The sequence below is a fragment of the Elusimicrobiota bacterium genome (assembly GCA_016180815.1).
In the GTDB taxonomy this organism is placed as follows: Bacteria; Elusimicrobiota; Elusimicrobia; order JACQPE01; family JACQPE01; genus JACPAN01.
The window spans coordinates 10,629-36,826 of record JACPAN010000010.1 but is presented as its reverse complement, the minus strand read 5'-3'; the positions used below and the strand labels follow the sequence as shown (position 1 = coordinate 36,826).

Sequence of the window (26,198 nt, the reverse complement as noted above, 5' to 3'; positions counted from 1 at the left end):
AACCCATGCCCCTGATCTATCGAACCGAAGAAATCGTCAGCGAAGGCGGCCTTTCCTTCTCAGGCCCGATTGAAGAGACCAAGTCCTTTGCCGAGGATATCGCGAGCCCGACGGCCCGCCTCAATGAGCGCCTGGAAGCCGAATTCGAGATTTCCATCGGATCCAAAGAGCTTTTGCTGCTGGGGCAAATCGAGGGCGGTTTTAAGCTCGTTTGTTCGCGCTGTGGGGATGAATTCGAGCAGTCCTTTACCCAGGAGCTTGAGGAAACGTATCCTTTAAGCGCTCCTGAAATCGACGTCGGGGAGCAAATCCGCCAAGCTTTGGTCCTTGTTTTGCCGGTCAAGCCTTTATGCCGGGGGGACTGCCGTGGCTTGTGCCCCACCTGCGGGGTTAACCGCAATAAAGAGGCCTGTTCCTGCCGGCCTGCAATCTCAAATCCATTTGGTAAACTTAAGGATATCTATAAGAGAAAGGAGCAATAAAAGCTATGCCCAATCCAAAGAAGAAACATACAAGGCATCGCACCGGCATACGGCGGGCGTCCAATTGGCGCGTGGAGCCGGTGGCTGCCGTGCCTTGCCCTAATTGCAAGGGAATGAAGCTGCCGCATCGCGTTTGCGGCAAATGCGGGTTTTACGGCGGACGGCTCGTCATCACTCCCAAAATGGAAAAGTCCAAGAAAGGCGAACAGGGCGGGCAGCAATAATGAAAAGAATCCCCATCGCTCTGGATGCCATGGGGGGAGATTTCGGCTGTGAACCCCTGGTCAAGGGCGCTCTGGAAGCCCTGGATCGAGAGCCGAACCTCGAGGTTCATTTAGCCGGCGTTCCCAAAGATTTGGAGAGCGCCTTATCAAAATTCGAACCCGGTTGGCGAAACCGGGCCATCAAAATCGTGGTTTCGTCCGAAGCCGTGGGCATGGGCGAGGGCACGTTCGCCATCGCCAAGCGGCGCAAGGATTCCTCCATCGCCAAATGCCTCGAATTGTTGAAAGCGGGCGAAGTGGCCGGGGTCATGAGCGCGGGCTCGACCACGGCCAGCGTGTATTGGGCGCTGGAGATTCTTGGCACGTACCCGGATGAGTCGTTAAAACCCGGCCTTCCTATTCCATGGCCGAATAGCCGGGGCGCCACTTATCTCATGGATGCGGGCGCGACTCCAGACGCGGACGCGCGGCAATTGGCCCATTTCGCGGTGCTGGGCAGCCTCTATGCTAAAGCCATGCTGGGCAGGGAATCGGTGAGGGTCGGGCTGTTGTCCATCGGCGAAGAGCGCACTAAGGGCAATTCAAAGATTAAGGAAGCCTATCGTTTGATCGAAAAGTTGATCCCCAATGATTTCGCGGGCATGGTCGAGGGCAAGGATTTGCCCTTGGGCCGGGTGGATGTGGTGATTTGCGACGCATTCGTCGGCAATATTGCGCTCAAATTAGGCGAGGGCTTTATTGAGGAAGCCGGGCGCATGCTCAAGAAAAATTTAAACTGGCTGGGCAAATTAGGCGGCCTGTTAATGCTGCCCAGCTTAAAGAAACTCAAAAAGAAGCTTTCCTGGGAAGCCATCGGCGGCGCGCCTTTATTGGGCGCGCGCGGAAATTTGTTTATCGGGCACGGGCGTTCTTCTCCGGCCGCGATCGCCAGCGGGCTTGTTCGCTGCGGGCAATTCGCGGCCATCGAAGGAACGGCAAAAATCCAAGAAGAGTACCTGAGACATTACGCGGCTTTGATCGCCAACCCAGGAGGCGTGGCGGCAGCGGGCAAGCTCTCTTGATTTTGACGGGGTTTTTTGCCTAGACTGCAAGCGGAGGGGATGAATTATGCTAGAAGTGGCATCTCAGAAAACCGAGCAATGATCAAGATTGAGATTAAAGGATAGGGTAGCTTTAATCACCGGCGCGGCCCAAGGCATCGGCCGGGCCACGGCCAAGCTTTTCCACGCGGAGGGCGCGAAAGTCGTTCTTTGCGATTTGGATGCCGCCGCTCTTGAGTCCGCGGCCAAGGAAGTGTCCGGATCGGGCGATTCCGTGGCCACGGCCGCGGGCAATGTGACCAAGAAAGAGGATTGCGAAGCCGCGGTCCAAAAAGCCGTCGCAACGTTCGGGCGCATCGATATTTTGGTCAACAATGCCGGCATTACCAAAGATAATTTGATCATGCGAATGACTGATGATCAGTGGAACGCGGTGATGGACGTCAACTTAAAGGCCGCCTTTTACTTGATCAAGGCTTGCGCCCACCCGATGATGAAGCAGCGCTACGGGCGCATCGTCAATATCGCCTCGGTCGTGGGTCAATACGGCAATCCCGGCCAGGCCAATTATGCGGCCAGCAAAGGCGGGTTGATCGCCCTGACCAAGACCGTGGCCAAGGAATTGGCCTCCCGCAACATTTTGTGCAATGCCATTGCTCCGGGATTCGTGCGCACGCGCCTGACCGAGGTGCTTCCGGAGGAGATCAAAAAGCAATTTATGACCTGGACGCCTTTGGGGCGTTTCGCCGAACCCGTGGAAGTGGCCAAAGTCTGCCTGTTCTTGGCCTCGGACGACGTCAGTTATGTGACGGGACAAGTCATCGGGGTTAACGGCGGATTGTACATGTAGATTTTGACATGCCTAAAAGTAAGGCGTGTTTAATGCTAAAGGGCCTTGGACCGAAAGAGTTAGGAGTTAGTGAAGGGGAAATCCCTTCCCTGTCTCCTAGCGTCTTAAAGCCGGGCTCCAAATGAAAATGAGCAGTGGAGGAACTCTCATGGCCGTAACAAACGACGTTGAGGCGCGCGTAAAAAAAATCATCGTGGAGCAGTTAGGCGTGGACGCAGGGGAAGTCAGTCAGAATTCCCACTTTGTCAACGACCTGGGCGCAGACTCTCTAGACACCGTTGAGCTCGTCATGGCTCTGGAAGAAGAGTTTAACGCCGAGATTCCGGACGAAGACGCAGAGAAGATTCAAACCGTCGGCCAAGCGGTCGAGTACATTAGAACGCACGGCAAGAAATAGCGAATCTGTTTCGCTTTAATATCTTGTCGACAAGGCGGCCTTGGTGTCCGCCTTGTTGTGATTCATGGTCACGGCCGAAGGCCTTGCTGCCGAACAGCGCTTGAGCGAACTCGAACGCGCGCTCGGTTACGCATTTAAAGATAAACAGCTCCTGGAGCTGGCGTTGACGCACAGCTCGTTCGGGTCGGAGCATAACCTCGGGGTTTCCAACGAACGCCTGGAGTTCTTAGGCGACAGCGTGTTCAACATGCTGGTGGCCGAGTATCTTTACGGCAAATTCGCGGATGCGGACGAGGGGAAGCTCTCTAAACTCAAATCAATGCTGGTCGCCAAAAAGAGCCTCTTGGAATTGGCGCAGCACTTAAACCTCGAAGCTTATGTGCGCGTCAGTTCAAAGGAAACGCTCGACGCCAAGCAATTGGTGACCAGGGAACGCGACAATATCCTGGCTAATTGCGCGGAAGCGGTGATCGGCGCCTTGTACCTTGAAGCCGGCCTTGAAGTTTGCCGGCAATTGGTGGTGACGCGTTGGGTCATGAAGAAAAAGCGCCTAGTGATCAGGGATTACAAGAGCCGGCTTCAGGAAGTCATCCAAAAAACGTACAAGAAAATTCCGGAGTACCGCGTCCATCAATGCTGGGGGCCCGAGCACGCAAAAACGTTCGAGGTGGAGGCATGCTTTGAGGGGAAAATCTTGGGCCGGGGCATCGGCAAGAATAAGAAGGAAGCCGAGCAGGTCGCAGCCAAAGAGGCGCTGCGCAGCTTCAAGGTGATCTTGAAGCAGGAAGAATGACAGAAAAAAGGAGATCAATATGTTGTTGACATTGGACCACGAATTTACGGACGAACAAAGGGAAATCATCAAACTGGCGCGGGAAATCGCCGAAAAAAAGGTCAAGCCCGTCCGCGCCCATCACGATGAAACGGAAAAATTCCCCTGGGAAGTCATCGAAGAGTTCCGGCGCGCGGATCTTTTCGGCGTGTATTTGCCGCAGGAGTACGGCGGTTTGGGCGGCGCCAATACGGAGCTTTGCCTGGTCACGGAGGAAATATCCAAAGTCTGCGGCGGTATCGCTCTTTGCATCGCGGCGTGCGGCTTGTGCGCGATTCCGATTCTTCTTTTCGGCACGGACGAGCAGAAGAAGCGCTGGCTGCCGGATTTAGCCAGCGGCAAGCGCCTGGGCGCTTTCACCATTACCGAGCCTGAAGCCGGTTCCGAGGCGACGGCCACCAGGACTACGGCTAAGCGCGAGGGGGATTACTATATCCTCAACGGCATGAAGAACTTCTGTTCCAACGGCGAGGTTGCGGAAATTTATACGCTCTTCGCTTCGACCAACCCAAAGAGAGGGGCGCGGGGTATTTCGGCCTTTGTCGTTGAAAAAGGAACTCCGGGCTTCTCCTTCGGCAAGAAAGAAACCAAAATGGGCATTCGCGCCAGCCCCACGTACGAACTGGTGCTCAATAACTGCAAAGTGCCGGCCAAGAACCTGCTTTGGGAAGAGGGGCGCGGGTTGTTCGTCGCGCAGGCGACGTTCGACTTTTCCCGTCCCGGCGTCGGCGCCCAGGCCGTGGGCATCGCTCAGGGCGCCTTGAATGAGGCCATCGAGTACATGCGCGTGCGCAAACAATTCGGCCAGGCCATCATTCATTTCCAGGCTCTCCAGCACATGCTCGCGGATTGCGCCACCAAGATCGAAACATCCAGGGCTCTGCTCTATGCGGTCAACCGCGTCATGGATCGAACTCTCAAAGAGGCCTTCAGCCGGAGTCAAGCTTCCGGTAAAACGGTTTACGAGGAAATGACGGCTTTGAGCGGCGCCCGCCTGACGAAATATTCGGCCATGGTCAAACTCTCTTGTTCGGAGACGGCGATGGCTGTGACCACCGACTGCGTTCAGATGTGCGGCGGCATCGGTTACATGCGGGATTTCCCCATCGAGAAATTTATGCGGGACGCGAAAATCACGCAAATCTACGAGGGGACGAGCCAGATTCAGAAAAACGAAATCGCCATGATGACCATTAAAGAGTATGCTTCCAAGGCCAACACCAAGGAGGCTCTGAGCGTCTAATGCCTTTGAATATTGTCGTCTGCATCAAACAAACGCCGGCTTCCTCATCCGTCCAGATCGATCCCCATACCGGGGAGTTGATGTCCACCGGGTTGACCTATGCGATCAGCCCGTTTGATGAATACGCCTTGGAAGAAGCGATCCGTTTGAAAGAGCGCGTTCCCGGCTCGTGGACCGCGGCCGTGACCATGGGTCCGGCGCGCTCGGAAGAAATCCTGCGCGAGGCGATCGCCCGCGGCATCGACAGCGTGTACCATCTCTCGGACGAGGCGTTCAATGATTCCGATTCCTACGCCACGGCCTACGTGCTGTCCATGGGCATTCGGAAAATTCAGCAGGAAAAAGGCAAAGTGGACGTGGTTATCTGCGCCAAACAGACCAATGACGGCGATACGGGCCAGGTGGGCCCCGGTTTGTCCGCCTGGCTGGATTGGCCCAATGTCGCCTTCGTCAAGAAGGTCGAGGAAATCAACGATCAAATCGTGCGCGTGGAGCGCATGATGGAAGACGGCATGGATGTTCTGGAAATGAAGCTGCCGGCCTTGATTTCCGTCGTCAAAGAGATCAATGAGCCGCGCCTGCCTTCGCTTAAAGGCAAAATGGCCTCTAAAAAAGCGGTCGTCGCCAAATGGTCGGCCGCTGATATCGGCGCCGATGCCGCGCACTTGGGGTTGACGGGCAGCCCGACTAAGGTGTGGAAAAAAGACGCGCCGGCCAGAAGGCAAGGCGGCGTGCGCATCGAAGGCGCCACCATCGAAGAAAAGGCGCAAAAATTCGTCGAAAAGCTTAAAGAGCTGAAACTTCTATAGGAAGGAAAAATACCATGTCCGAAACAAATCTCGGTCAATATAAAGGCGTTTGGTGCGTCGGCGAAATTCGCCGCGGTAAATTGGTCCCAACCGTTTACGAGCTCTTGTCCATCGGCGGCAAGCTTGCCGGAGATTTGGGCGAGCCGTTGTCCGTGGTGCTGGTCGGCCATCAACTTGATGGATACGCGAAGGAACTTTTTGAAGCGGGCGCGGCCAAGGTTTACTTGGCCGATCATCCTGAATTGGCTAATTTCATCGATGAAGCTTACGTCAAAGTTTTGGCTGATTTGATTGAAAAAGAGAAGCCTAATAAGCTTCTCTTGCCGGCGTCCACGATCGGCCGTTCCATCGCGGGACGCTTGGCCGTTCGTCTAAAAACCGGAGCCATGGCGGATGTGACGGATTTGTCCGTCAGCTCAGGCAATAACGGCGTGGCCAATGGCGTCTTAAAAGCGATGCGCCCGGCCTACGGCGGCAATCTGATCGCCACTGTTTTGTGCGAGCGCAGCCGTCCCGAGATCGTGACCGTGCGGCCCATGGTTTTTTCGAGAGCCGCACGCAGCGCCGGGAAAACCGGCGAAACCGTAAAAGTCGCCGTGGACCCTTCTTCCTGGAATTCAAAAACAAAATTCGTGAATTTTGTTCCCGAACAGAACACCGAGATTGATATCGGTTCCGCGGATAAAATCGTTTCCGGCGGCCGGGGCTTATCCAAAGCCGAGGGCTTTGAGACGATCCGCGCTCTGGCCAAAGTTTTGGGGGCGGCTGTCGGCGCTTCCCGGGCGGCGGTTGATTCCGGATGGATTCCTTACCGGCATCAGGTCGGTCTGACCGGACGGACGGTCCGGCCCAAGCTTTACATCGCTTGCGGTATTTCCGGTCAGGTGCAGCATTTAGCCGGCATGGGCCAGGCGGAAGTCATTATCGCCGTCAATAAAGATCCCGATTGCCCGCTGATGAAACTGGCGACCTTCAGCATTGAGGCGGATTTATATGAATTTATTCCATTGGCCGTCAAAGAAATCGAGAAGCATAAACATTAAGGACCTGCGCGATTCGGGCCCGGTCCTGAGTTAGGTCGTTTATGGCCTTCGCTTATCTTGCGGCCGCAAGCGTAACCTCGGCCCTTCTAGCCGTCACTCGCCGCAATCCGATCCATAGCGTCCTTTGGGTTTTGGCCCTTTTTTTGCATGTGGCGGGAATTTTTCTTTTAGCCGGAGCTCAATTTTTGGCCGCCACTCAAATTATTATTTATGCGGGGGCCATCCTTGTGTTTTATTTGATCATCTTGATGCTGTTGGATTTAAAAGTCGAGGGGAACGAGCCCCGTTACGGCGCGCATTGGATTTTCGGCGTTGCCGCGGGATTGGGTTTCGTGGTTTTGGCTGCGACGGCGCTGCGCTCGTTGAAGGGTCTGGCGTTTGACGGGCCCTTGCCTGAGGGCGTCCTCTGGCAGCCCACGGTCGCCGACCTTGGCACGGCGCTTTTCGGCGATTTTGCCGTTCATTTTGAGATCGCTTCCTTGATTCTTTTAGCCGCGATCGTGGGCGCCATTGTCTTGGGGAAACGCCGGGCGCAGCCGGCCAACGGAAAAATTGCTCAATCATCCGGTCCGGCGGCGCGGCAAACAAGGGCTCTTTCGGGGACAAACGTTTAATGGCGGCTCCTTTATCTTCTTATCTGATGTTGAGCGCGATTCTTTTTGGAATCGGCATGACGGGCTTTTTGATCCGCCGCAACCTTATTTTGATGCTGGTTTCGGTGGAGATTATGCTCAATGCCGTGAATGTGAGTTTGGCCGGTTTTGGTTTTCATCTTCAAAATTTAGGCGGCCAGGTCGTCGCCATCTTTGTCATTGCCGTGGCCGCGGCCGAGGTCGCGGTCGGGCTCGGCCTTTTGCTCGCCCTTCAACGCAACCAGCCCGCGGCTCATATTGATGAACTGACCAAACTTAAATGGTGACGACAACGGCCTTTTCTTTGAAACCTGTTTGCGCTGTTTCGGTTTCCCTGATCGCCGCATTTCTTGTCATGGCGACGGGCTCGAAACGCCGGAATCTTAGGGAGTTTTGGTCGGTCGGAGCCGGGATTTTGAAGTTTTTGATTGTGGCGTCCATGATTCCGGCTGTTTGGTCGGGCCTGAACCTCGAATGCGTTTTGTTCCGCCTGTTGCCCGGGGTGGAAATCGCCTTTCGCGCTGATGCGTTCGGGCTTTTGTTCGCGCTGGGCGCCTCGCTTTTATGGATCGCAACCTCGTTTTATTCCGTGGGTTACATGCGCGCGCTCTCGGAGCACGCTCAAACCCGCTACTTCGCCTGTTTTGCCCTGGCCATGTCCGCGACTATGGGCGTGGCCTTTGCCGCCAATCTTTTTACGCTTTTTATCTTTTACGAAGCGCTGACATTGGCCACCTATCCTTTGGTCGCGCATAAGGAAACCCCGGAAGCCAAGGCCGGCGCCCGCAAATACGCGATTTATCTTTTGGGCGCGGCTAAAGTTTTTTTGCTGGCCGCGATTGTCTTGATTTATACGACCACCGGAACTTTGGAATTCCAAAAAGGAGGCATTCTGCCTCTGGAAATTCTCTATGCGCGGCCGGCGTTTTTCTGGGGTATTTTTGCGATGTTTCTGTTCGGATTTGCCAAAAGCGCGATTATGCCCATGCATAGCTGGCTGCCCGCGGCCATGGTGGCGCCTACGCCGGTCAGCGCCCTGCTGCATGCCGTGGCCGTCGTTAAAACCGGCGTCTTCTCCATGCTGCGGGTGATGCTGTTCGTCTTCGGCCCGGAAGCCATGAGCATCGTGGGCGCCGATGAGTTGACGCTTTGGGCCGCGGCCATTACGATTCTCGTGGCCTCGGTGCTGGCCCTTGGGGCGGATAATTTAAAAGCGCGGCTCGCTTTTTCAACCATTTCCCAGCTTTCTTATATTCTTTTAGGCGGCGCGCTGTTGACCTCGAGGGGCGCTTTGGGCGGAATCATTCATATCACGAATCACGCCTTCGCCAAAATCACTCTGTTTTTCTGCGCCGGTTCTATCTATGTCACGGCGCATAAAACGCAAGTGAGCCAGCTTTCCGGGCTCGCCAAGCGCATGCCCTGGACCATGGCCGCTTTCACGCTCGCAACGTTGAGTTTAGTGGGCGTGCCGCCTGCAGGCGGGTTCGTGTCCAAATGGAATTTGGTCCTCGGTTCCTTGGAGCGCGGAAGTTTGGCGCTGATGGCCGTGCTTCTGCTTTCGTCTTTTTTCACGGCAGCGTACCTAGGGCCTGTCGTCTATAAGGCCTACTTTGAAAAAGAACAGGTTGCCGAGGCCGCTCATGGCCATGAACATGCGCGGGAAATTCCGTGGATGGTTGTGCCTTTGGTTTTAAGCGCCGTGGCCTCGGTGGCGCTCGGTTTTTATCCGAATTTTCTGCTCGGTTTGGCCGGTAGAGCGCTTCCATGAAATTCTCTGCGAAAGCGAAGCAGTGGTTTTATATCAGCCTGGGCGTTATCGCTTTGGTTGAAATCATCGCTCCGCGCCTGTTCCACGGGCATGTTCATTTTGATTTTGAGCATTTTCCGGCCTGGGGCTCGCTTTATGGTTTGGTGTCCTGCGTCCTCATTATCGTCGTGTCCAAATTCATCGGGCAGTTTTGGCTGATGCGCCCTGAAAATTATTATGAGGAAAGCGGCAGAGGCAAAAAGTGATACGGAGATCGAGAATTTTTTACGGCAGTTTCTTTTTGTTTCTTTTTTTAATCGGCAGTATTTTTATTCCATTTATTAGCGCTGCCGTCGTTGAAGTTCCCAAAAACCAGCCAACCCTCCAGGCAGCCGTTAATGCTGCCGGCCCAGGCGACACAATCAGGCTCTCGCCCGGCCGTCACTGCGGCGCTTTTGTTTCCAAGCGTCTGGAAATTACCGGGGAAGGGGCCGTGATTATCGGCTGCGATTCGCCCAAACATCCTTCCGGTTTTAAAGTCGGCCTCTGGCTCTCAAGAAAGGAAGCAAGCGGCAGCAAAATCCATCACTTGACCTTTGACGGACAAGGCGTTTCAAACAGCAATCTTGATCCCCTTGGAGCCGCTATTTTTTCCAGAGACTTGATCAACGGCAATGACAAAATCAACGACGTTGAAATCAGCCACATCAAAGTCCTGGGCACGGTTCAAGCCATCACCAATAACGGCGGAGACAATTGGAATATCCATCACAACGTCATCGAAAATCTCTCTGTTTTTGACTGCCAAACGGGAGCCAAACTTTGCGGGGGAGGCGTGGGTATTGTGGCCCAACTATGGAGAGGCGCTGTTGTCCAAAGCCAATTGCGCTCAAGACCCCAGAACAACACCATCGCCCACAACGCGATCTCCGGCCAAATCCCCGATTCTTTAACCCTTTTTTCCATGTCCGGCATTTTTCTTTTAAATGCCGATAACACCGCCGTAGAGAACAACAAAACATCCATCCCGGACAACCCGACTACCCCATCAGCAGGTGTGGGCATTTGGCTGACCAATCAATGCTGCGGAGACTCTTCTTTTGACCCAGGTTCCCAAAACAACATCCTTATCAATAATGACGGCAGGGGCTCAGAATTCGCCTTGATCGTTGATCCTGATAACACCCAAGGTTTAACCCTCAGGGGCAATTTAGGCTTAAACTTAATCGGCGATGAGGCTAAACAAGTTAAAAACCGTTCCATTAAAACCTTCCAGGAGTTTCCCCAAGCCCAGGTTCAGGGTCAGGCCTCAACCCCAGAACTTCTTATCGAACGATCTCAGCTTCCAAAAGAGCTTAAAGCCAGGCTGTTGACCCAGCTTGCGCATCTGATGGGTCCCGGCTCTCACATTGCGCCTCCTGATGAACCCAAGGTTTTTGCAGCCAATCAAGGAGGCGTTCTTCATTTCACAGACTTTACTTTTGTTGAAAGCCCTGCAGTCAACCCGGTCTCAATCGGCGACCTGGCTTTAGGCATCCAAGAGCCCGGCAGCGATGAGGTCTTGGATTTTGCCGATGCCCCTGGAACGATTATCGCCGAGACTGATGTTGTTGAAGTTTCTCCCGACGGCAGTCAAGTTTCTCATTATCAATGCCGACTCAAGCGGCTTGCCTCTCAAGCTCTTTTCCAACGGTTTAGTCTCGTTAATGTTTCAGGCGATGCCAGAAGCGACATGCGTTCCGATTCTTTTTTGGCGAGTTCCGGAGAGCCGCTTAACTTCGGATTAGGTTGCGGCGAGGGCAGCTTTGTCGTTGCTTCCACGACACCCCTTGAGGGCACCTACGGCATGTGGCTTTTCTATCGCGCTCCCGGCCAATCCATCCCTGTGCAGGCCGACGTCAATATCGGAGACCCAACCGGAACCGTCGTCGGACAGGCCGTCCTCCACTATACGATTAACCCGGGCCAGGAGATTCATTTAGCCAGCGTGACGGTGGGGGGAGCATCCGGCGACATAGCGCATGAGGTAGATGATGATAAACAATTTGGAGAAGACGTTGATTGGGCTGGCGAATTCGTTGGCAATGGTACCGGGGAAAATCAGATGTTTAGAAACATCGGCTGCGCCGTTGTTACTGTCAGCAATATATTGAGATTCTATGGCTTTGACGTTAATCCCCTTACCCTCAATAATGGCCTCAAAGAAGCCGATGCTTTTGATGGCGCTGATCTTATCTTCCCCAAAATCCCTGCCTACACTGATACTCAAGACCGGCCATTTCACTACACCAGAATTGACCAGCCCACCAATGAACAAGTTGACCTTGAGCTAAAAGAACAGCCTGTTATTGTCAAGGTTTACAGTATTGGTACTTCCGACAAAACCCATTTTTTGGTGATCAAAGGCAAACAAGGGGAAACCTACGCCATCAATGATCCAGGGAATAGCGATATCGAAACATTAACCGAATACTTCAACAGAATCTCCGATCCCCTAAAACGTAAGATCATTTCTTTAAGAGTCTTGACCCCAGAGTCAGGCGACAGCAGCAGCGTCAATATATTAGGCCGCTCCCCCATCGAGCTTTTGCTGATTGATTCTCTAGGAAGAAAAACAGGGTTTGATCCTTTAGCTTCTTCTCTTGTTACGCAAATCCCTGGAGCCGCATACGAGTCCGATACCTCGTTGGGAGATGACACCGGGGAAGGCAATGATGAAGAACGTTTTGCTTATCTTGAGCTAACCCCGGCCCCTCCAGGTCTCTATAGCATTCAGGTTGTTGGCACAGGGGAAGGGAGCTATCATTTAAATCTGATTAATACTGATTCCAACGCTCAAACTAGCTTGGACACCCAATTTTCCGGCCTCACAATGGCAGGGAAAATTGATGTTTATCAAGTATCTTACAGCCCAATCCCAGGCCAACCCTCATCTGTAATTAAAACTGTTTCATTTCAAAGTTTGGAAATTGACCTGCGCCTGGCAAGACAACTTAATCTTATCGATAATGACGGCATTCTCAAGAGCCTCATTCAAAAACTTGAGAATGCCCGCAAAGCCAGGGAGAACCAGCGTATTGGCTCCTGGTCCCGGTTGGCAGCGACCTTATGACCAGGTGCTCTTTTCTTGGTCTATTCATTATCCTCTCATGCTCCCCTCTTTCTGCCCAGGGAATTCGCATCACCGATGTAAAGGGAGACATAGGATGCAGGGACCCTGTTTTTAGCCCTGATGGGACAAAGATAGCTTTCTCAAGCAACAAGATAGGCTATACGAATATCTGGGTTATGGATGTTAATGGCAAAAGGCAGAAGCAAATTACCAAGAAGCTGCGTAACAGCTCGGCGCCCGCCTGGAGCCCTGACGGCAAAAAGATCGCTTTTCAAAGTTATGGAATTGGTCCTAAGGATGCAAAAAAAAATATATGGCTTTTTGATATTTTTGTGGTGAACATCGATGGCACCGATCTACGGCAATTGACCAATGCCCAGTCGTTAGGAGAAAGGGCTCAGCATCCCTGCTGGTCCCCTGACGGCAAGCAGATGGTGTTTACGCGCGATGCGCGGCTCTGGGTCATGGATAGCGACGGGAAAAATCAATTTCCATTTACACCCCTGCCGGCTAATAAGTGGGAGCGTTGCTGTGACTGGTCACCTAAAGAGGACACCTTGGCCTATATTGCCGTCGAGGAAGTTCGCAAGCCCTGGAAAGAGTATCGGAGAATTTGGCTAATCGGCTTAAATAGGGAAAATCAACGCCGGTTTTCTCAGGAAACAAAGGTTGAGGATGTTCAGTGGTCCAAAAATGGCCAATATTTTTATTACAGCACTCATCCGAGCCTCTGGAAAATCAAGGCTGATGGGTCAGAGCCCCCAATGAAAGTTCTTGACTGGGGCCCTATTTTTGACAGCGGCCGCAAGTTTGACATTTCCCCTGATGAGCAATGGGCTGTTCTTGATGATTCAGGCCATGACAACGAGGGCAACATTTATAAATACAGATTGAATTCTGGAATTACGAAGGAAAGTTCTTCGGTAGAGAAATAAGAAATGAAAAGGGCGAAGACATTAGCGTGTGCCCCGGTTAGCTTTAATGCAGCAAGATAAACAATGATGAACTGGCTCCACCCCGGCTTGTTGCTGATCGTGGGCGCTTGGCTTGTCCCTTTTCTTAAGGGGCGCGTTCAAAAGACCTATCTTGTGCTTTTGCCGGCCGCGGCTTTCATTGTCTGCCTGTCGCTTCAACCCGGCGTTTATGGCGCGGTGTCGTTCCTGGACATGGAAATTGTTTTCGGGCGGGTGGATCAATTAAGCCTGGTTTTCTGTTACGTTTTTTCGCTCATGGCGTTGATCGGGATGGTGTACGCGCTTCACGTTAACGACGATGCTCAGCACGTCTCGGCCCTTACGTACGTGGGGGGAGCGCTTGGCGTGACCTTGGCCGGGGATTTCCTCGCGCTGTTTATTTTTTGGGAATTGATGGCGGTTGCCGCTGTCTTGATTGTTTGGTTGAGGCGTGATCCCCGAGCCACAGCCGCTGGTTTCCGTTATCTTTTGGTTCATGTCGTCGGCGGCTTATGCCTTTTGGCCGGAGCTGCGATTCATTGGAATGATACCGGCTCTTTGGCTTTTGACAACATGGGCGCTTTCGCGGGCAGCCCGGCTTTTTTCTTAATTCTGATCGCCTTTTTATTAAACGCGGCTGTGCCGCCTTTAGGCGCCTGGCTGCCGGACGCTTACCCGGAGGCCACGCCCACCGGAGCGGTTTTCTTGACGGCCTTCACCACCAAATCAGCGGTATACGCTTTAATCCGCGGCTATCCGGGCACCGAACTCTTAGCTTGGCTCGGCGCAGCCATGGCCCTTTATGGCGTTGTTTACGCCGTTCTTGAAAACGACGCGCGCCGCCTGTTGGCTTATCACATCATCAGCCAGGTGGGTTACATGGTCTGCGGGGTCGGCCTGGGGACGGAACTGGCCTTAAACGGAGCCACGGCGCATGCCTTCGCCCATATTCTTTACAAGGCGCTGCTTTTTATGGGCGCCGGGGCCGTGCTGCAAATGACCGGATTAAGAAATCTCAGCGAAATGGGCGGCCTTTATAAAACTATGCCGCGCACCATGTTTTTGTACATGATCGGCGCGTTCGCCATTTCAGCGGTGCCGCTGTTCAGCGGATTCGTGAGCAAGGCCATGGTTGTTTCAGCGGCGGGGGAATCGCATCGGGCCGCGTTATTTCTCTTATTAACCATGGCTTCTGCGGGAACGTTCCTGCATACCGGACTCAAACTTCCGTATTACATGTTTTTCGGCAAGGATAAAGGCATCGCGGCTCAAGAGCCGCCGTCGAATATGCTTGCGGCCATGGCCTTAGCCGCGGGGGCCTGTATTTTGATCGGCGTGGCTCCGGGACTTCTTTACCGGCATTTGCCTTTTGCCGTGGATTACGCGCCGTATACGGTCCATCACGTCATCGCGACTTTGGGGCTTCTTGGCTTTACCGCGCTGGGATTTTTTCTTCTTCTGCCTCAGCTCGATCCCAAACCCACGATTAGTTTGGATACGGATTGGTTTTATCGGCGCGGCGCCGGCGCCTTTATGCGCTGGGGGGCGGCCCCTCTGCTGCGTTTTGAGCAGCGCGTTGTCGGGGAAATTTATGAGTTTTTCACAACCGGCCTTGTCCTGGGCGTTTCTAAAATTTTACGCAAGCTGGATCAAGTCGTCGTCGACGGAGCGGCCAATGGCGTCGGGCGTTTGACCCAAGCCGCTTCCCGTTGGCTTCGCCCCATGCAAACAGGCAATGCCCAGGATTATGGCCTGGCCATGGCCGCCGGACTCATTGTGGCCATGATGATGGCGGCAGTCTTGCAATGATGGACCATATGCTGAGTTCCATTATTTTTCTGCCCATGGCCGGGGCCGCGGCCATTATGCTTTTCCCTAGCGCCAGGGCCGCGCGCTGGATCGCGCTGTTGACGACGGTCGCGACATTCGTTTTGTCCTTGCCCTTGTTCTTTCTGTTCGACAAGCAGATGGCCCAACTGCAATTTACGGAGCAGGCGCTTTGGATTCCTTCCTGGAATATCGCGTATTCCGTGGGCGTGGACGGGATCAGCCTGCCGTTTATTTTCCTGGCGGCCTTGCTTTCCATTTTGTGCGTGGCCGTTTCCTGGCGCGCGGTTGAAACGCGCACGCGCGCGTTTTACGGCGCGCTCCTTGTTTCCGAGACCGCCATGATCGGGCTTTTTGCGGCCGCGAACCTTTTGCTTTTTTACGTGTTTTGGGAACTTATTCTTGTGCCTATTTTTCTCTTGATCGGGGTTTGGGGCTCCACGGAGCGGGTTTACGCCGCGGTTAAATTTTTACTGTTCACTTTAGCGGGCAGCGTCTTGATGCTCTTGGGCATGATCGCGCTTTACAATTTGGGCGGAGGAACTCTGGAATTCGACGCTTTGTCCAGAACCATGATCGAGCCCACGCTTCAGTATTGGCTGTTCGGGGCTTTCACGGCCGCGTTTGCGGTTAAAGTGCCGATGTTTCCTCTGCATACCTGGCTTCCGGACGCGCATACCGAAGCGCCGACGGCCGGGAGCGTGATTTTAGCCGGGATTCTGCTTAAAATGGGCGCTTACGGATTCCTCCGGGTTTGCCTGCCGGTTTTGCCCGGCGCCTCGTTGTATTTCTTGAAGCCTATGCTCGCCTTATCGGTGGCCGCCATTATTTGGGGGGCGTGCGTGACCTTGACCCAAACCGATGTCAAAAGGTTGATCGCTTATTCGAGCGTCAGCCACATGGGTTTTGTGACGCTGGGCATTTTTTCTTTTACCGCGAGCGGCCTGGAAGGCGCGATTCTTCAAATGATTAATCACGGCATTATCACCGGCGCCTTGTTTTTATGCGTGGGCATGCTTTATGAACGAACGCATACCCGCGATATCGCGCGTTACGGCGGGCTTTTTAAGGCCCTTCCGGTCTACACGGTTTTTCTGGCGCTGTTTTCCTTGGCAGCCACCGGATTTCCTGGCTTGAATTCCTTTGTCGGCGAATTTTTAATCTTAAACGGCGCGTTTACCATGCGGACTTGGCTCGGGCTCTCCGGCGTTTTGGGTGTGGCTTTAGGGACCATGTATATGGTCTGGCTGTTTTACCGGTTGGCCCTGGGGGACAACCGCCACCCCAATTTAAAGGACCTGGACTGGCGCGAAATGGCGACCCTGGCTCCTTTGGCCGCGCTGGCGCTGGTGATCGGGCTTTACCCTGATTCCGTTTTAGGTTTTCTGCGCGTTTCCGTCGAACATTTGCTGATGCAATTAAACGGCGCTGGTCTGAGGGCGGGGTTATGAGAAAGTTTTCGCTATCCCATCGTCATTCCCGCGAATGCGGGAACCCAGGCCCTCTCTATGTTTTGGCAGGAGTCCTGCAATGCCCTTAATAGCGCCCTATTTCCCCGAGCTCGCCCTGGCCGGGGTTGCCCTGATCCTTATCCTCTTCGCCCGCCGCATCTCTTCGCCTTCATTCGCCTTGGCCGCCGTCTTATTCGCCTCGGTGTTGTCCGCCGGCTTGGCCTTCAGGGCCCCTGTCGCGGATGAATTCGCGCGTTTTTTTAAAATTCTTTTCTCGGCTACTTTGGCCTTATCCGCGATGCTTAGTTTGCGCCGCTTAAGCGAAGAGCATGTTCCCTGGTCCGAGTACTTCAGCCTTCTTCTATTGGCCACCACCGGCATGATGCTGGCCGCTTCGGCAAAGGACTTGCTGATGCTTTATCTGGGCCTGGAGCTGATGGCGCTGTCTTCCTATATCCTGGTCGGCATCGAGCGCGACCGTCCTCAGGCCACGGAGGCCGCATTTAAATATTTTGTGCTCGGCTCATTCGCCTCGGCCGTTCTTCTTTACGGTGCGGCTTTGGCCTGGGGATTCTCCGGCGGTCATTTGGAATTCGCCGCGATTGCCGATGCTTTGTCCGGGCGTTCGTTGACCACTGAGCCGCTGATCGGCGTGGCCGTGGCCCTCATGATCGGGGGTTTGGCCTTTAAAATTTCAGCCGTGCCTTTTCACGCCTGGGCGCCGGACGCGTATGAGGGCGCGGGCGCTCCGATCGCGGCCTTTTTAGCGGTCGGCTCCAAAATCGCGGGCTTCGCTGTTTTGGGCAGAGTTTGCTTGACGGCTTTCCCTGATTTCTGGAACGCCTGGTCTTTAATTCTTTCCATCCTGGCCGTATTATCCATGGTGATCGGCAATCTCCTGGCTTTGCCTCAGAAGAATGTCAAACGCATGCTTGCTTATTCATCGATCGCGCATGCAGGCTACGCGCTGTTGGGCGTGCTGGGGGGAACTCCGATGGATTTTGCGTCAACGGCCTCTTATCTTTTTGCCTATGCTTTTATGACGTTGGGGGCTTTTGCCGTGGTCATACGCTTGGGTGAGCGAGGTGAGGACTTAACCGGCTATGAGGGTTTGGCTGAGCAATCACCCTGGACCGCCGGGCTCATGCTTCTTTTTCTGCTGTCATTGACCGGCATTCCGCCGACGGCCGGTTTCGCCGCCAAGTTTTTGGTTTTTAGAAGCGCCTTGGCCTCGGGCTACACTTTGCTTGCGGTTTTAGGCGTCCTTTGCAGCGTCATTTCCGCCTTTTTCTATTTGCGCGTGGCTGTTCTGATGTACATGAAGCCTGCCCTCCGGGATCGCCCCGATCGTCTTAGCGCACCGGTCGCCCTGGCGCTGGGCATCGCCGCCGGCGTCGTCCTCTTGTCGGGCGTTTTTCCGGAAAGTTTTTCCGAATGGGGCCGCATGTCCACATCGGCGATGGTCCCCTTTGAGCCTTGATAATCGTAAAATTTATGAGTAACAAAATATGACCGAATATATCGGGTTGGTGATCTTCCTAGCTATCTCTGCCGTCGTGGCGGGGGGTTTTCTGCTGCTCGCCTCTTGTCTTGGCCGCAAGCGGCCTTCGGCGGTTAAAAGTGAGCCTTTTGAGTGCGGCCAGGAGCCTTTTGCTTTGCCTTCCGGCAGGTTTCATGTCCATTTTTACCTGATCGCGATTTTGTTCATTCTCTTTGACGTGGAGTTGGTTTTTCTTTACCCTTGGGCGGTGGTCTGCACCCAGTTGGGTGCCGGCGGTTTCGCGGCTTTGGCGGTTTTTTTAGGGATTTTGATGGCCGGATTTTACTATGCCTTGGATAACGGCGCTTTGGATTGGGAGTAACCATGAGCCAACAGCTTGAAGACGCCAGCTTTTTAACCAGCAAATTGGATGAGGCCATCGGCTGGGCCAGAAAATACTCCATTTTCCAATACCCTTTTGTGACGGCTTGCTGCGGCATGGAATATATGGCCGCGGCTTGTTCCCACTATGATTTTGACCGTTTCGGCGCCGGGCTTCCGCGATTTTCACCGAGACAGGCGGACGTTCTTTTCGTGGTGGGCACGATCAGTCACAAAATGGCGCCCGTGCTTCTGCGCATTTATGAACAGATGGCCGATCCCAAATGGGTGGTGGCCTTCGGCGTGTGCACCTGCACCGGCGGCTTTTACGACAATTACGCGACGGTGATGGGCATCGACACGATTATGCCGGTGGACATTTACATCCCAGGCTGCCCGCCGCGCCCTGAATACGTGTTGGATGGTTTAATGAAACTTCAAGAAAAAATTCAGGCCCAGCATTCCAAAGCAGGCCAGCAGAAAGCCTGATGATGACGAACGCTGACCTAACCGCCCTCCTGAAAGAACGCTGCCCGGATGCTGTTCGCGCCGCTCATTCGTGGCGGGGTGACCAGACCGCGCGTATCAACCGTGAATCGCTTGTCAAAGTTGCGCGGACTTTAAAAGAAGACCCGGCGTTTCAAATGGATTTTTTGATGGATGTGACGGCCGTGGATTATTTGACCTTCGGGCAGCGGCCGCCCAGGGCTTTTTTCCCATCTTCCGGCGTCGACGTGGCGCCGGCGCCTGAGATTCCCGCGGATACGCCTTGGCCGGGGGGCCCGGAGAAGGAACGTTTTGTCGTGGTTTATCATTTCTATTCTTCCTCGCTTCGGCACCGCATCAGGCTTCACGTGCCCGTGGAAGAAAAAGCGGCTGAGCTGGATTCCTTGACTTCGTTATGGCCGGCGGCGAATTGGCTGGAGCGCGAGGTTTGGGACATGTACGGAATTCGTTTCAAGGGCCATCCGAATTTAAAACGCATCTTGATGTACGAAGAATTTATCGGCCATCCTTTAAGAAAAGATTATCCGGTCAATCAACGCCAGCCTTTGGCCGGGCCCGGAGCCGTTAAACGCTCGGCGACACCCTCCGCGCCGGCCGCTCATTCAAAAGGTTCCGGTGATCTTGAAACGAGAGAAATGCTGTTAAACGTGGGACCCGCGCATCCGGCCATGCACGGGATTATCCGCCTTGTGTTGAAGCTTCAAGGCGAGCGGGTCAAGGAGGTGGACGTTGAAATCGGCTACCTGCATCGGGGCTTTGAAAAAATGGCTGAGGTCGTGGATTACAACGGCGTCATGCCGTATACGGACCGGTTGAATTATGTTTCTCCGCTCATCAACAATATGGGCTACTCCATGGCCGTGGAAAAACTCTTGGGTTTGAATGTGCCGGAGCGCTGCCATTACATCCGCGTCATCATGTCCGAAATTTCGCGCCTCTCGGATCATTTGACCTGCGTGGGCGCAAGCGCAATGGAGTTGGGCGCGTTCAGCGTTTTTCTTTATTTGATCAAAGCCCGCGAGTTTCTCTGGGAGCTCGTTGAGATGGTGACGGGCGCGCGTCTGACCATTTCTTATTGCCGGGTCGGCGGCGTCAAAGGCGATTTGCCGGAGGATTTTGAGGACCGATGCCAAAAGGCCTTGGAGGAAACCAAAAAAGTTTTGAAAGAGGCGGACGCGCTGTTGACCCGCAACCGTATTTTTGTGGATCGAATGTCGGGTACCGGCGTTATCAGCGCCCAGGAAGCGATTGCTTACGGCATCACCGGGCCGTTTTTGCGCGCGAGCGGGACGCCCTATGATGTGCGCAAAGACTGCCCTTATAGCGTTTACGACCGTTTTGATTTCGACGTGCCGGTGGGCGCCAAAGGCGACAATCTGGATCGCTACTATGTGCGCATGGAAGAGATGCGCCAATCCATCCGCATTATCGAGGCCGCGCTTAAAACCATACCCCCGGGACCGGTTCTGGTGGACCCTGAAACAGGACGCCCGATGGCGGCCGCGGAAATGGTGGATAGCGCGAAAATCGGGGATATCCCGGTGATTGCCAGAGCGGTGGCTGTCACTGATCCGACGCTGGGCGGCTCGGCCAGGCCTCAGCATCTAGGAATTGCCGTGGAGGAAAAACGCGTGGTTTTGCCGCCCAAAGAAGACACCTACGGCAACATCGAAGGCCTGATGCGGCATTTTAAGCTGGTCATGCAGGGCCACGGCGTTCGGCCGCCCAAAGGCGAATCTTATTTTCCTGTTGAGGGCGCCAACGGAGAATTGGGTTTTTATGTGGTCAGCGACGGCAGTGAATGCGCCTACCGCGTGCGCGTCCGGCCGCCTTGTTTCGCCATTATGTCCGCTTTGCCCCGGCTTTTGACGGGGGACATGTTGGCCGACGTGGTGCCGACATTCGGCTCGGTTAATATGATCGGCGGGGAATTGGATCGGTAAGATGGCGGATAGTGTTTTGGCGGATAAACCGACCGGGCCAAAGAAAACTCTGCCGCACGACATGCCCGCGACGCTTGAGTCCAAGGCCAAAGAAATCATCGGCCGTTATGAAAAACCAAAAGCCGCGATGCTCCCTTTGTTGTGGCTTGTCCAGGATCATTTCGGTTACGTCACCCCTGAGGGCGAGGCTTGGATCAGCCGCCTGCTGGACGTCGCCATCGTCCACGTCCGCGAAGTCGTTTCTTTTTATTCCATGTTTCGCACCAAACCGGCCGGGAATCATGTTGTCCGGGTGTGTACGAGTTTGCCTTGTTTGCTCAAAGGCGCCAAAGCAACGACAAAAAAATTAGTGGATCAAATTGAGGAGCGTATGGGCGGTCAGGGCCATGACGGCCCAGCCAAAGTCACCATCGAGGAAGTCGAATGTTTATGCGCCTGTGAAATGGCGCCCATGGCCCAACTTGACGAGCAGTTCACCGGGCCCTTGGATGATCGGATGATGAATATTTTGGCCCGCGAAGCCGTTCGATCCGAGACCGGCCCATCTGACGATTTAGAGCCGGCGCCGCATATTGCCGCGGACGGCCCGGTTTTGTCTTCGCGGTTTAAAAATGCCGAAGGAACTTGGTTCGACGAATATGTCCGTGGCGGCGGGTATTCGGCCGCTAAAAAAGTTTTGACATCCATGAAACCGGCCGAGGTGATGAACGAAGTCACTAAAGCCAATTTGCGCGGCTTAGGCGGCGCGGGATTTCCGGCCGGAAAAAAATGGTCCTTCATTCCCAAGGACAGTCCCAAGCCCAAATACCTGGTGGTCAACGCTGATGAAGGCGAGCCCGGAACGTTCAAAGATCGCTACATTCTGGAGCGCGATCCCCACGCGCTTTTGGAAGGCATGATGATCGCGGCCTTCGCCATCGCCAGCCACAAGGCTTATATTTATATCCGGGGCGAATATTTTCGTCCCGCCAAACGGTTTTCCCGCGCCGTGGAGGAAGCCTATAAACACGGATGGCTCGGCAAGAATATTCAAGGCAGCGGCTATGCGCTCGATGTGGTGGTTCATCAAGGGGCCGGCGCTTATATTTGCGGCGAAGAAACCGCGCTGTTGACGTCGTTGGAAGGCGGGAAAGGATTTCCGCGCATCAAACCTCCCTTCCCCGCGATTTCCGGTTTGTTCGGCTGCCCCACCATCGTCAACAATGTTGAAACCTTGGCTTGCGTGCCTTTTATCATGAGGGAAGGAGCCGAGCGCTTCGCGGCTTTGGGAACGCCCAAGCAAGGGGGCACCAGGCTTTTTTCCATCAGCGGCCATGTGAAGCGGCCGGGACTCTATGAAGCGCCGGTGACCGTGCGCCTTTCGGAACTCATTAATAAATACGCCCAAGGCGTGCCTGAGGGGCGCAAAATCAAGGCCGTTATTCCGGGCGGCATTTCAGCCAAAATTTTGAAGGCCGACGAGATCGACGTGGCCATGGATTTTGATTCGTTGATGGCGGCCGGCACCATGGCCGGCTCCGGCGGCGTGATCGTTTTAGATGACAGCGCGTGCATGCTGGGGGCGCTCGATTCCGCGTCCCGGTTTTTTGCGGATGAATCCTGCGGGCAATGCTCGCCTTGCCGCGAAGGCACGGGCTGGATTCACCGAATCGTCAATCGGATCGTTCAAGGCAAAGGGCGTTTGCGCGACTTGGATGATTTAATGGGCATTGCCCGGGACATGGAGGGGAAAACGATTTGCGTGTTTGCGGATGCGGCTGCCTGGCCTGTTCAATCGTACATTTCTAAATTCCGAACGGAATTTGAGGCGCATATCAACAACGGCCTCTGCGCCTCGGAACTTTGTCCGCTCGGCCGTCAGGATTCTCATGCCTAGCATAACCATCGACGGCAAGAAAATATCGGTTCCGGACGGAACCACGGTGATCCAGGCTGCCGAACAGCTCAAAAGTTATATTCCCCGTTATTGCTATCATCCCGGCCTTTCCATCGCGGGCAATTGCCGAATTTGCCTGGTTGAAATCGAAAAAAATTCAAAGCTCCAAATCGCCTGCAATACGCCGGTGACCGAGGGCATGGTGGTGCATACCCAAAGTCAAAAGGTGACGGACGGCCGCCGCTCGGTTCTTGAGTTCCTTTTGGCCAATCACCCGCTCGATTGCCCGGTTTGCGATCAATCCGGTGAATGCGATCTGCAGAATTTTTACATGCAATTCGGGCTCTATGATCCACGTTTCCAGGAACATAAGGTCAAAAAAGAAAAAGCGATTTCCCTGGGCCCCCATGTGATGCTCGATCAGGAGCGCTGTATTCTTTGCTCGCGCTGCGTGCGATTCACGGACGAGATCACGAAAACCGGGGAGTTCGGCATATTCAACCGCGGCGATAAAGCCGAGGTGAATCTTTATCCCGGGAAGGTTTTGGACAATCCGTACTCCGCCAATGTCATCGATATTTGCCCGGTCGGCGCTTTAACGGAACAGGATTTCCGCTTCAAGGCCAGGGTTTGGTACTTAAGGAGCGCCTCCACGGTCTGCAACGGCTGCAGCCAAGGGTGCAATATCAATCTTCATTTTGTTCCCGACCGTCCGCATTTAAATAACGGGGACAGGGTCGTGCGGATTAAGCCGCGTTTTAATCCCGACGTCAACGAGTGGTGGATTTGCGACGAGGGACGATACGGTTTTAAACCCATCGATCAAAAGCGCCTGACCAAGGTTCTTAATAAGGGACAGGATTCAACCTGGGAGCAAGCGTTTGAGGCGATCAGCCCCGTCCTGAGCAAAGCCGGACAAAACGGACACGGCCCGTCCGTCGGCGTTATTTTTTCGGCGCAATTAAGCACTGAAGAGCTTTTCCTTTTGCGCGAGGTATTTGATGGGGCCTTAAAAGCGCGTTTGGGCGCGCCGGCGCCCTCCGTGGGTTCGGAAGATGACTTCCTAATTAAGGCGGATAAACACCCGAACACCGCGGGCGCTGAATTGTTGGGATTGGCGGACGGTCCCGATGCCGCCAAAATCGTTGAAGAGGCTCTTAATGGCAAGCTCAAAGCCCTATGGGTTTTTGGCGTTGATTTGGCGGCTGTTTGCGGCGCGCAAAAAATTCAGGAACTGGCTCAGAAGCTTGAATTGTTCGTCTTCCAGGGTCCTAATGAAAATGGAACCTCCGCGTCGGCGCATTGGGTATTGCCTTCCGCGGCTTATGTGGAAAAAGACGGCACGTTCATCAACGTCCATAACCGCGTGCAGAGAATCGGCCGGGCTTTCGCTCCTCTGAAAGATTCGCGGGAAGACTGGCGCATTTTGCTTGAGGTCGAAAAATTATTGGGCCGTAAGGATTCCGCTTCCCATCCGCAGGAAATTTTCCTTGAGATGGCGAAAACCGTCAAACCCCTTCATGGCCTCGACTATGAAAAAATCGGCTTGCAGGGCGCGGACTTGGCCGCAAAAAAATCAAAGGAAGCGACGAAGGCCGTTCCATGATCGAAGCCTTCCTGATCAAGTTATTGCTGGCCGGGTTGGTTTTTTTCGGCGTGCTGAATTTGGCCGGGCTTCACGCATGGGTGGAGCGCAAACAATCGGCGCTCATGCAGGATCGAATCGGCGCGAACCGGGCGAGCATTTTTGGTTTTCGCGTTCTTGGGCTTTTTCATCCCCTGGCCGACGCGATCAAGATGTTCACCAAGGAAGACTTGATCCCCAAGGGCGCGGATAAATACTTGCATACCCTGGCGCCTTTTCTCTCAATGGTTTTCGCGTTGGCGGCATTCGCCACCATTCCTTTCGGCGATGAGCTGCATTGGGCGGGCCGCACCATCAGCCTGCAGGTGGTCAATATCAATGTCGGTTTGCTCTATGTGTTTGCGATGCTGTCCATGGGCGTTTACGGCGTTATCCTGGCCGGATTCGCCTCCCGCAATAATTACGCGATTTTGGGGGGATTAAGAGCCGCTTCTCAAATGCTCTCTTATGAAATCGCGCTCGGCATTTCTATTTTGGGGCTGATCATGGTTTACGGAACCGTCGATCTTCAGGAGCTTGTCCGGGCGCAAGGCCGGACATTGGGCGGGTGGATTCCTTTTTGGGGAATCGTCGCCCAGCCGCTGGCTTTTTTTATTTTTTTGGCCGCGGCTTTGGCGGAAACAAAGCGTATCCCCTTTGATCTTCCGGAAGGCGAATCCGAAATCATCGGGTATTTCGTCGAATACAGCGGCATGAAATTCGGGATGTTTTTCATGACGGATTTTATCGAGACCGTGATGGTCGCTTGTTTGGCGACGACCTTATTTTTCGGCGGCTGGCAGGTGCCCTTTTTGAGCCCGGACGGTTTTCATTTTCCATGGGGCGGATTTTACGGCGTGCCCCATTTGGCTTACGTCTTGCTTGGCGTGGCCAGTTTCACGATCAAGGTCATTGTTTTTTGCTGGCTGTTCATGACCATTCGCTGGACCTTGCCCAGGTTTCGCTATGATCAGCTCATGCAACTGGGCTGGCGCCGTTTGTTCCCGTTATCCGTGGCCAATGTTTTGGTGACAGGATTTTTTCTTATCTAATGGCCGTTAAAGTTGTTGAGCGCCGCCCCTTGACCTTCTGGGAACGCCTTTATTTGCCCGCCATTTTTGCGGGAATTTGGATCACTTCCGCTCATTTTTTTCGGAATTTATTTCTTCATACGGCGCATAGCGTGGGGCTTCTCAAACATATCCAAGCAGGCGTCACCATTCAATACCCGGAAGTTCTGCGCCGCCTAGCTTCGCGTTTTCGCAGCCGCCACCGTTTGACGGTTCGTGAAGAAGGGACCCCGCGCTGCGTCGGCTGCATGCTTTGTGAAACCGTGTGCCCGGCCAAGTGCATCACCATCGTGGCCGGCGAGCATCCCGATCCCAATGTCGAAAAATATCCGGTGCGCTTCGATATCGATCTGGGCGTTTGCGTTTACTGCGGCTACTGCGTCGAGGTCTGTCCGGAGGACGCGATCCGCATGGATACCGGAATCCTTGATGTCGCCGCCACCTCCAGGGAAGCGATGCGCCTCGACATCCATGAGCTCATGAATCCGAAATTAAGAAAACCGGTCAATGAGTGCGCGTTAAAATTTCCTCACCAATGCTCCGTGCACGGCGGCGCCACCCGCGGCAGTTGGGAAGCGGTTTATCCTGACCGCCCCCCAACAACTCCGGCCGCGTAATTTCTTCGGTTAATCTTAATTCGCTTATTGCAATCATCTTGTTCGTATCAAATAA

The 26,198-nt window shown here is 54.1% G+C and carries 26 protein-coding genes; 25 read left to right on the top strand and 1 reads right to left on the bottom strand.

Features of this window, described 5'->3' with window-relative positions:
- The first annotated feature begins 5 nt into the window (after positions 1–5).
- From HYT79_05170 to HYT79_05110, 13 genes are all read left to right on the top strand, one after another.
- On the top strand, positions 6–482 hold the full coding sequence (locus tag HYT79_05170; GenBank protein MBI2069974.1) for a DUF177 domain-containing protein: 477 nt from the start codon (positions 6–8) through the stop codon (positions 480–482).
- Positions 483–487: 5 nt separating this feature from the next.
- The gene (rpmF, locus tag HYT79_05165) at positions 488–706 is read left to right on the top strand and encodes a 50S ribosomal protein L32 (GenBank protein MBI2069973.1); all 219 of its coding nucleotides are present in this window, start codon (positions 488–490) and stop codon (positions 704–706) included.
- Complete coding sequence (locus tag HYT79_05160) at positions 706–1,767, top strand: phosphate acyltransferase (protein MBI2069972.1); 1,062 nt, start codon at positions 706–708, stop codon at positions 1,765–1,767. Before rpmF ends, HYT79_05160 begins: the two co-directional genes overlap by 1 nt.
- 88 nt (positions 1,768–1,855) lie before the next feature.
- On the top strand, positions 1,856–2,596 hold the full coding sequence (gene fabG, locus HYT79_05155) for a 3-oxoacyl-[acyl-carrier-protein] reductase (GenBank protein MBI2069971.1): 741 nt from the start codon (positions 1,856–1,858) through the stop codon (positions 2,594–2,596).
- A 148-nt stretch (positions 2,597–2,744) separates the two neighbouring features.
- Positions 2,745–2,993 carry an acyl carrier protein gene (gene acpP / locus HYT79_05150; protein MBI2069970.1) on the top strand — a complete coding sequence of 83 codons (249 nt, stop codon included), beginning with the start codon at positions 2,745–2,747 and terminating at the stop codon, positions 2,991–2,993.
- Positions 2,994–3,057: 64 nt separating this feature from the next.
- On the top strand, positions 3,058–3,786 hold the full coding sequence (gene rnc, locus HYT79_05145; protein MBI2069969.1) for a ribonuclease III: 729 nt from the start codon (positions 3,058–3,060) through the stop codon (positions 3,784–3,786).
- Positions 3,787–3,817: 31 nt separating this feature from the next.
- Positions 3,818–5,068 (top strand): acyl-CoA dehydrogenase family protein, encoded by a 1,251-nt coding sequence (locus HYT79_05140; GenBank protein ID MBI2069968.1) that lies wholly within the window; start codon positions 3,818–3,820, stop codon positions 5,066–5,068.
- Positions 5,069–5,073: 5 nt separating this feature from the next.
- Complete coding sequence (locus HYT79_05135; GenBank protein MBI2069967.1) at positions 5,074–5,877, top strand: electron transfer flavoprotein subunit beta/FixA family protein; 804 nt, start codon at positions 5,074–5,076, stop codon at positions 5,875–5,877.
- Between the two features lie 14 nt (positions 5,878–5,891).
- Positions 5,892–6,920, top strand: a complete 1,029-nt coding sequence (locus tag HYT79_05130; GenBank protein ID MBI2069966.1) for an electron transfer flavoprotein subunit alpha/FixB family protein — start codon at positions 5,892–5,894, stop codon at positions 6,918–6,920.
- A gap of 41 nt (positions 6,921–6,961) precedes the next feature.
- The gene (locus HYT79_05125) at positions 6,962–7,534 is read left to right on the top strand and encodes an NADH-quinone oxidoreductase subunit J (GenBank protein ID MBI2069965.1); all 573 of its coding nucleotides are present in this window, start codon (positions 6,962–6,964) and stop codon (positions 7,532–7,534) included.
- Positions 7,534–7,839, top strand: a complete 306-nt coding sequence (nuoK, locus tag HYT79_05120; GenBank protein MBI2069964.1) for an NADH-quinone oxidoreductase subunit NuoK — start codon at positions 7,534–7,536, stop codon at positions 7,837–7,839. Before HYT79_05125 ends, nuoK begins: the two co-directional genes overlap by 1 nt.
- Positions 7,833–9,323, top strand: a complete 1,491-nt coding sequence (locus HYT79_05115) for a monovalent cation/H+ antiporter subunit D family protein (protein ID MBI2069963.1) — start codon at positions 7,833–7,835, stop codon at positions 9,321–9,323. The genes nuoK and HYT79_05115 overlap by 7 nt, the downstream gene beginning before the upstream one ends.
- Positions 9,320–9,568: a hypothetical protein gene (locus tag HYT79_05110; GenBank protein ID MBI2069962.1), complete on the top strand. Its 249-nt coding sequence runs from the start codon at positions 9,320–9,322 to the stop codon at positions 9,566–9,568. The genes HYT79_05115 and HYT79_05110 overlap by 4 nt, the downstream gene beginning before the upstream one ends.
- A gap of 347 nt (positions 9,569–9,915) precedes the next feature.
- Here HYT79_05110 and HYT79_05105 read toward each other — a convergent pair whose 3' ends face one another.
- Positions 9,916–10,110 carry a hypothetical protein gene (locus tag HYT79_05105; protein ID MBI2069961.1) on the bottom strand — a complete coding sequence of 65 codons (195 nt, stop codon included), beginning with the start codon at positions 10,108–10,110 and terminating at the stop codon, positions 9,916–9,918.
- Between the two features lie 27 nt (positions 10,111–10,137).
- On the opposite strand from HYT79_05105, the gene HYT79_05100 reads away from it, so the two are divergent.
- The 12 genes from HYT79_05100 (at position 10,138) to HYT79_05045 (ending at position 26,143) form a co-directional block, all read left to right on the top strand.
- Positions 10,138–12,414 (top strand): hypothetical protein, encoded by a 2,277-nt coding sequence (locus HYT79_05100; protein ID MBI2069960.1) that lies wholly within the window; start codon positions 10,138–10,140, stop codon positions 12,412–12,414.
- The gene (locus HYT79_05095; GenBank protein MBI2069959.1) at positions 12,411–13,349 is read left to right on the top strand and encodes a PD40 domain-containing protein; all 939 of its coding nucleotides are present in this window, start codon (positions 12,411–12,413) and stop codon (positions 13,347–13,349) included. The genes HYT79_05100 and HYT79_05095 overlap by 4 nt, the downstream gene beginning before the upstream one ends.
- A gap of 63 nt (positions 13,350–13,412) precedes the next feature.
- Positions 13,413–15,176: a Na(+)/H(+) antiporter subunit D gene (locus HYT79_05090; GenBank protein ID MBI2069958.1), complete on the top strand. Its 1,764-nt coding sequence runs from the start codon at positions 13,413–13,415 to the stop codon at positions 15,174–15,176.
- Entirely contained in the window at positions 15,173–16,645 is a 1,473-nt protein-coding gene (locus tag HYT79_05085; protein ID MBI2069957.1) for an NADH-quinone oxidoreductase subunit M, read from the top strand. The genes HYT79_05090 and HYT79_05085 overlap by 4 nt, the downstream gene beginning before the upstream one ends.
- Before the next feature lie 79 nt (positions 16,646–16,724).
- Entirely contained in the window at positions 16,725–18,125 is a 1,401-nt protein-coding gene (locus HYT79_05080; GenBank protein MBI2069956.1) for an NADH-quinone oxidoreductase subunit N, read from the top strand.
- Between the two features lie 28 nt (positions 18,126–18,153).
- Complete coding sequence (locus HYT79_05075) at positions 18,154–18,507, top strand: NADH-quinone oxidoreductase subunit A (protein MBI2069955.1); 354 nt, start codon at positions 18,154–18,156, stop codon at positions 18,505–18,507.
- Positions 18,508–18,509: 2 nt separating this feature from the next.
- Entirely contained in the window at positions 18,510–18,995 is a 486-nt protein-coding gene (locus HYT79_05070) for an NADH-quinone oxidoreductase subunit B (GenBank protein ID MBI2069954.1), read from the top strand.
- Positions 18,995–20,956, top strand: a complete 1,962-nt coding sequence (locus HYT79_05065) for an NADH-quinone oxidoreductase subunit D (GenBank protein ID MBI2069953.1) — start codon at positions 18,995–18,997, stop codon at positions 20,954–20,956. Before HYT79_05070 ends, HYT79_05065 begins: the two co-directional genes overlap by 1 nt.
- Position 20,957: 1 nt before the next feature.
- Positions 20,958–22,832: an NADH-quinone oxidoreductase subunit NuoF gene (nuoF, locus tag HYT79_05060; GenBank protein ID MBI2069952.1), complete on the top strand. Its 1,875-nt coding sequence runs from the start codon at positions 20,958–20,960 to the stop codon at positions 22,830–22,832.
- Positions 22,825–24,438, top strand: coding sequence for a (2Fe-2S)-binding protein (locus HYT79_05055; GenBank protein MBI2069951.1), 1,614 nt, complete (start codon positions 22,825–22,827; stop codon positions 24,436–24,438). Before nuoF ends, HYT79_05055 begins: the two co-directional genes overlap by 8 nt.
- Positions 24,435–25,508, top strand: coding sequence for an NADH-quinone oxidoreductase subunit NuoH (gene nuoH, locus HYT79_05050; protein MBI2069950.1), 1,074 nt, complete (start codon positions 24,435–24,437; stop codon positions 25,506–25,508). The genes HYT79_05055 and nuoH overlap by 4 nt, the downstream gene beginning before the upstream one ends.
- Positions 25,508–26,143 carry an NADH-quinone oxidoreductase subunit I gene (locus HYT79_05045; protein MBI2069949.1) on the top strand — a complete coding sequence of 212 codons (636 nt, stop codon included), beginning with the start codon at positions 25,508–25,510 and terminating at the stop codon, positions 26,141–26,143. Before nuoH ends, HYT79_05045 begins: the two co-directional genes overlap by 1 nt.
- The last annotated feature ends 55 nt before the right edge of the window (positions 26,144–26,198 follow it).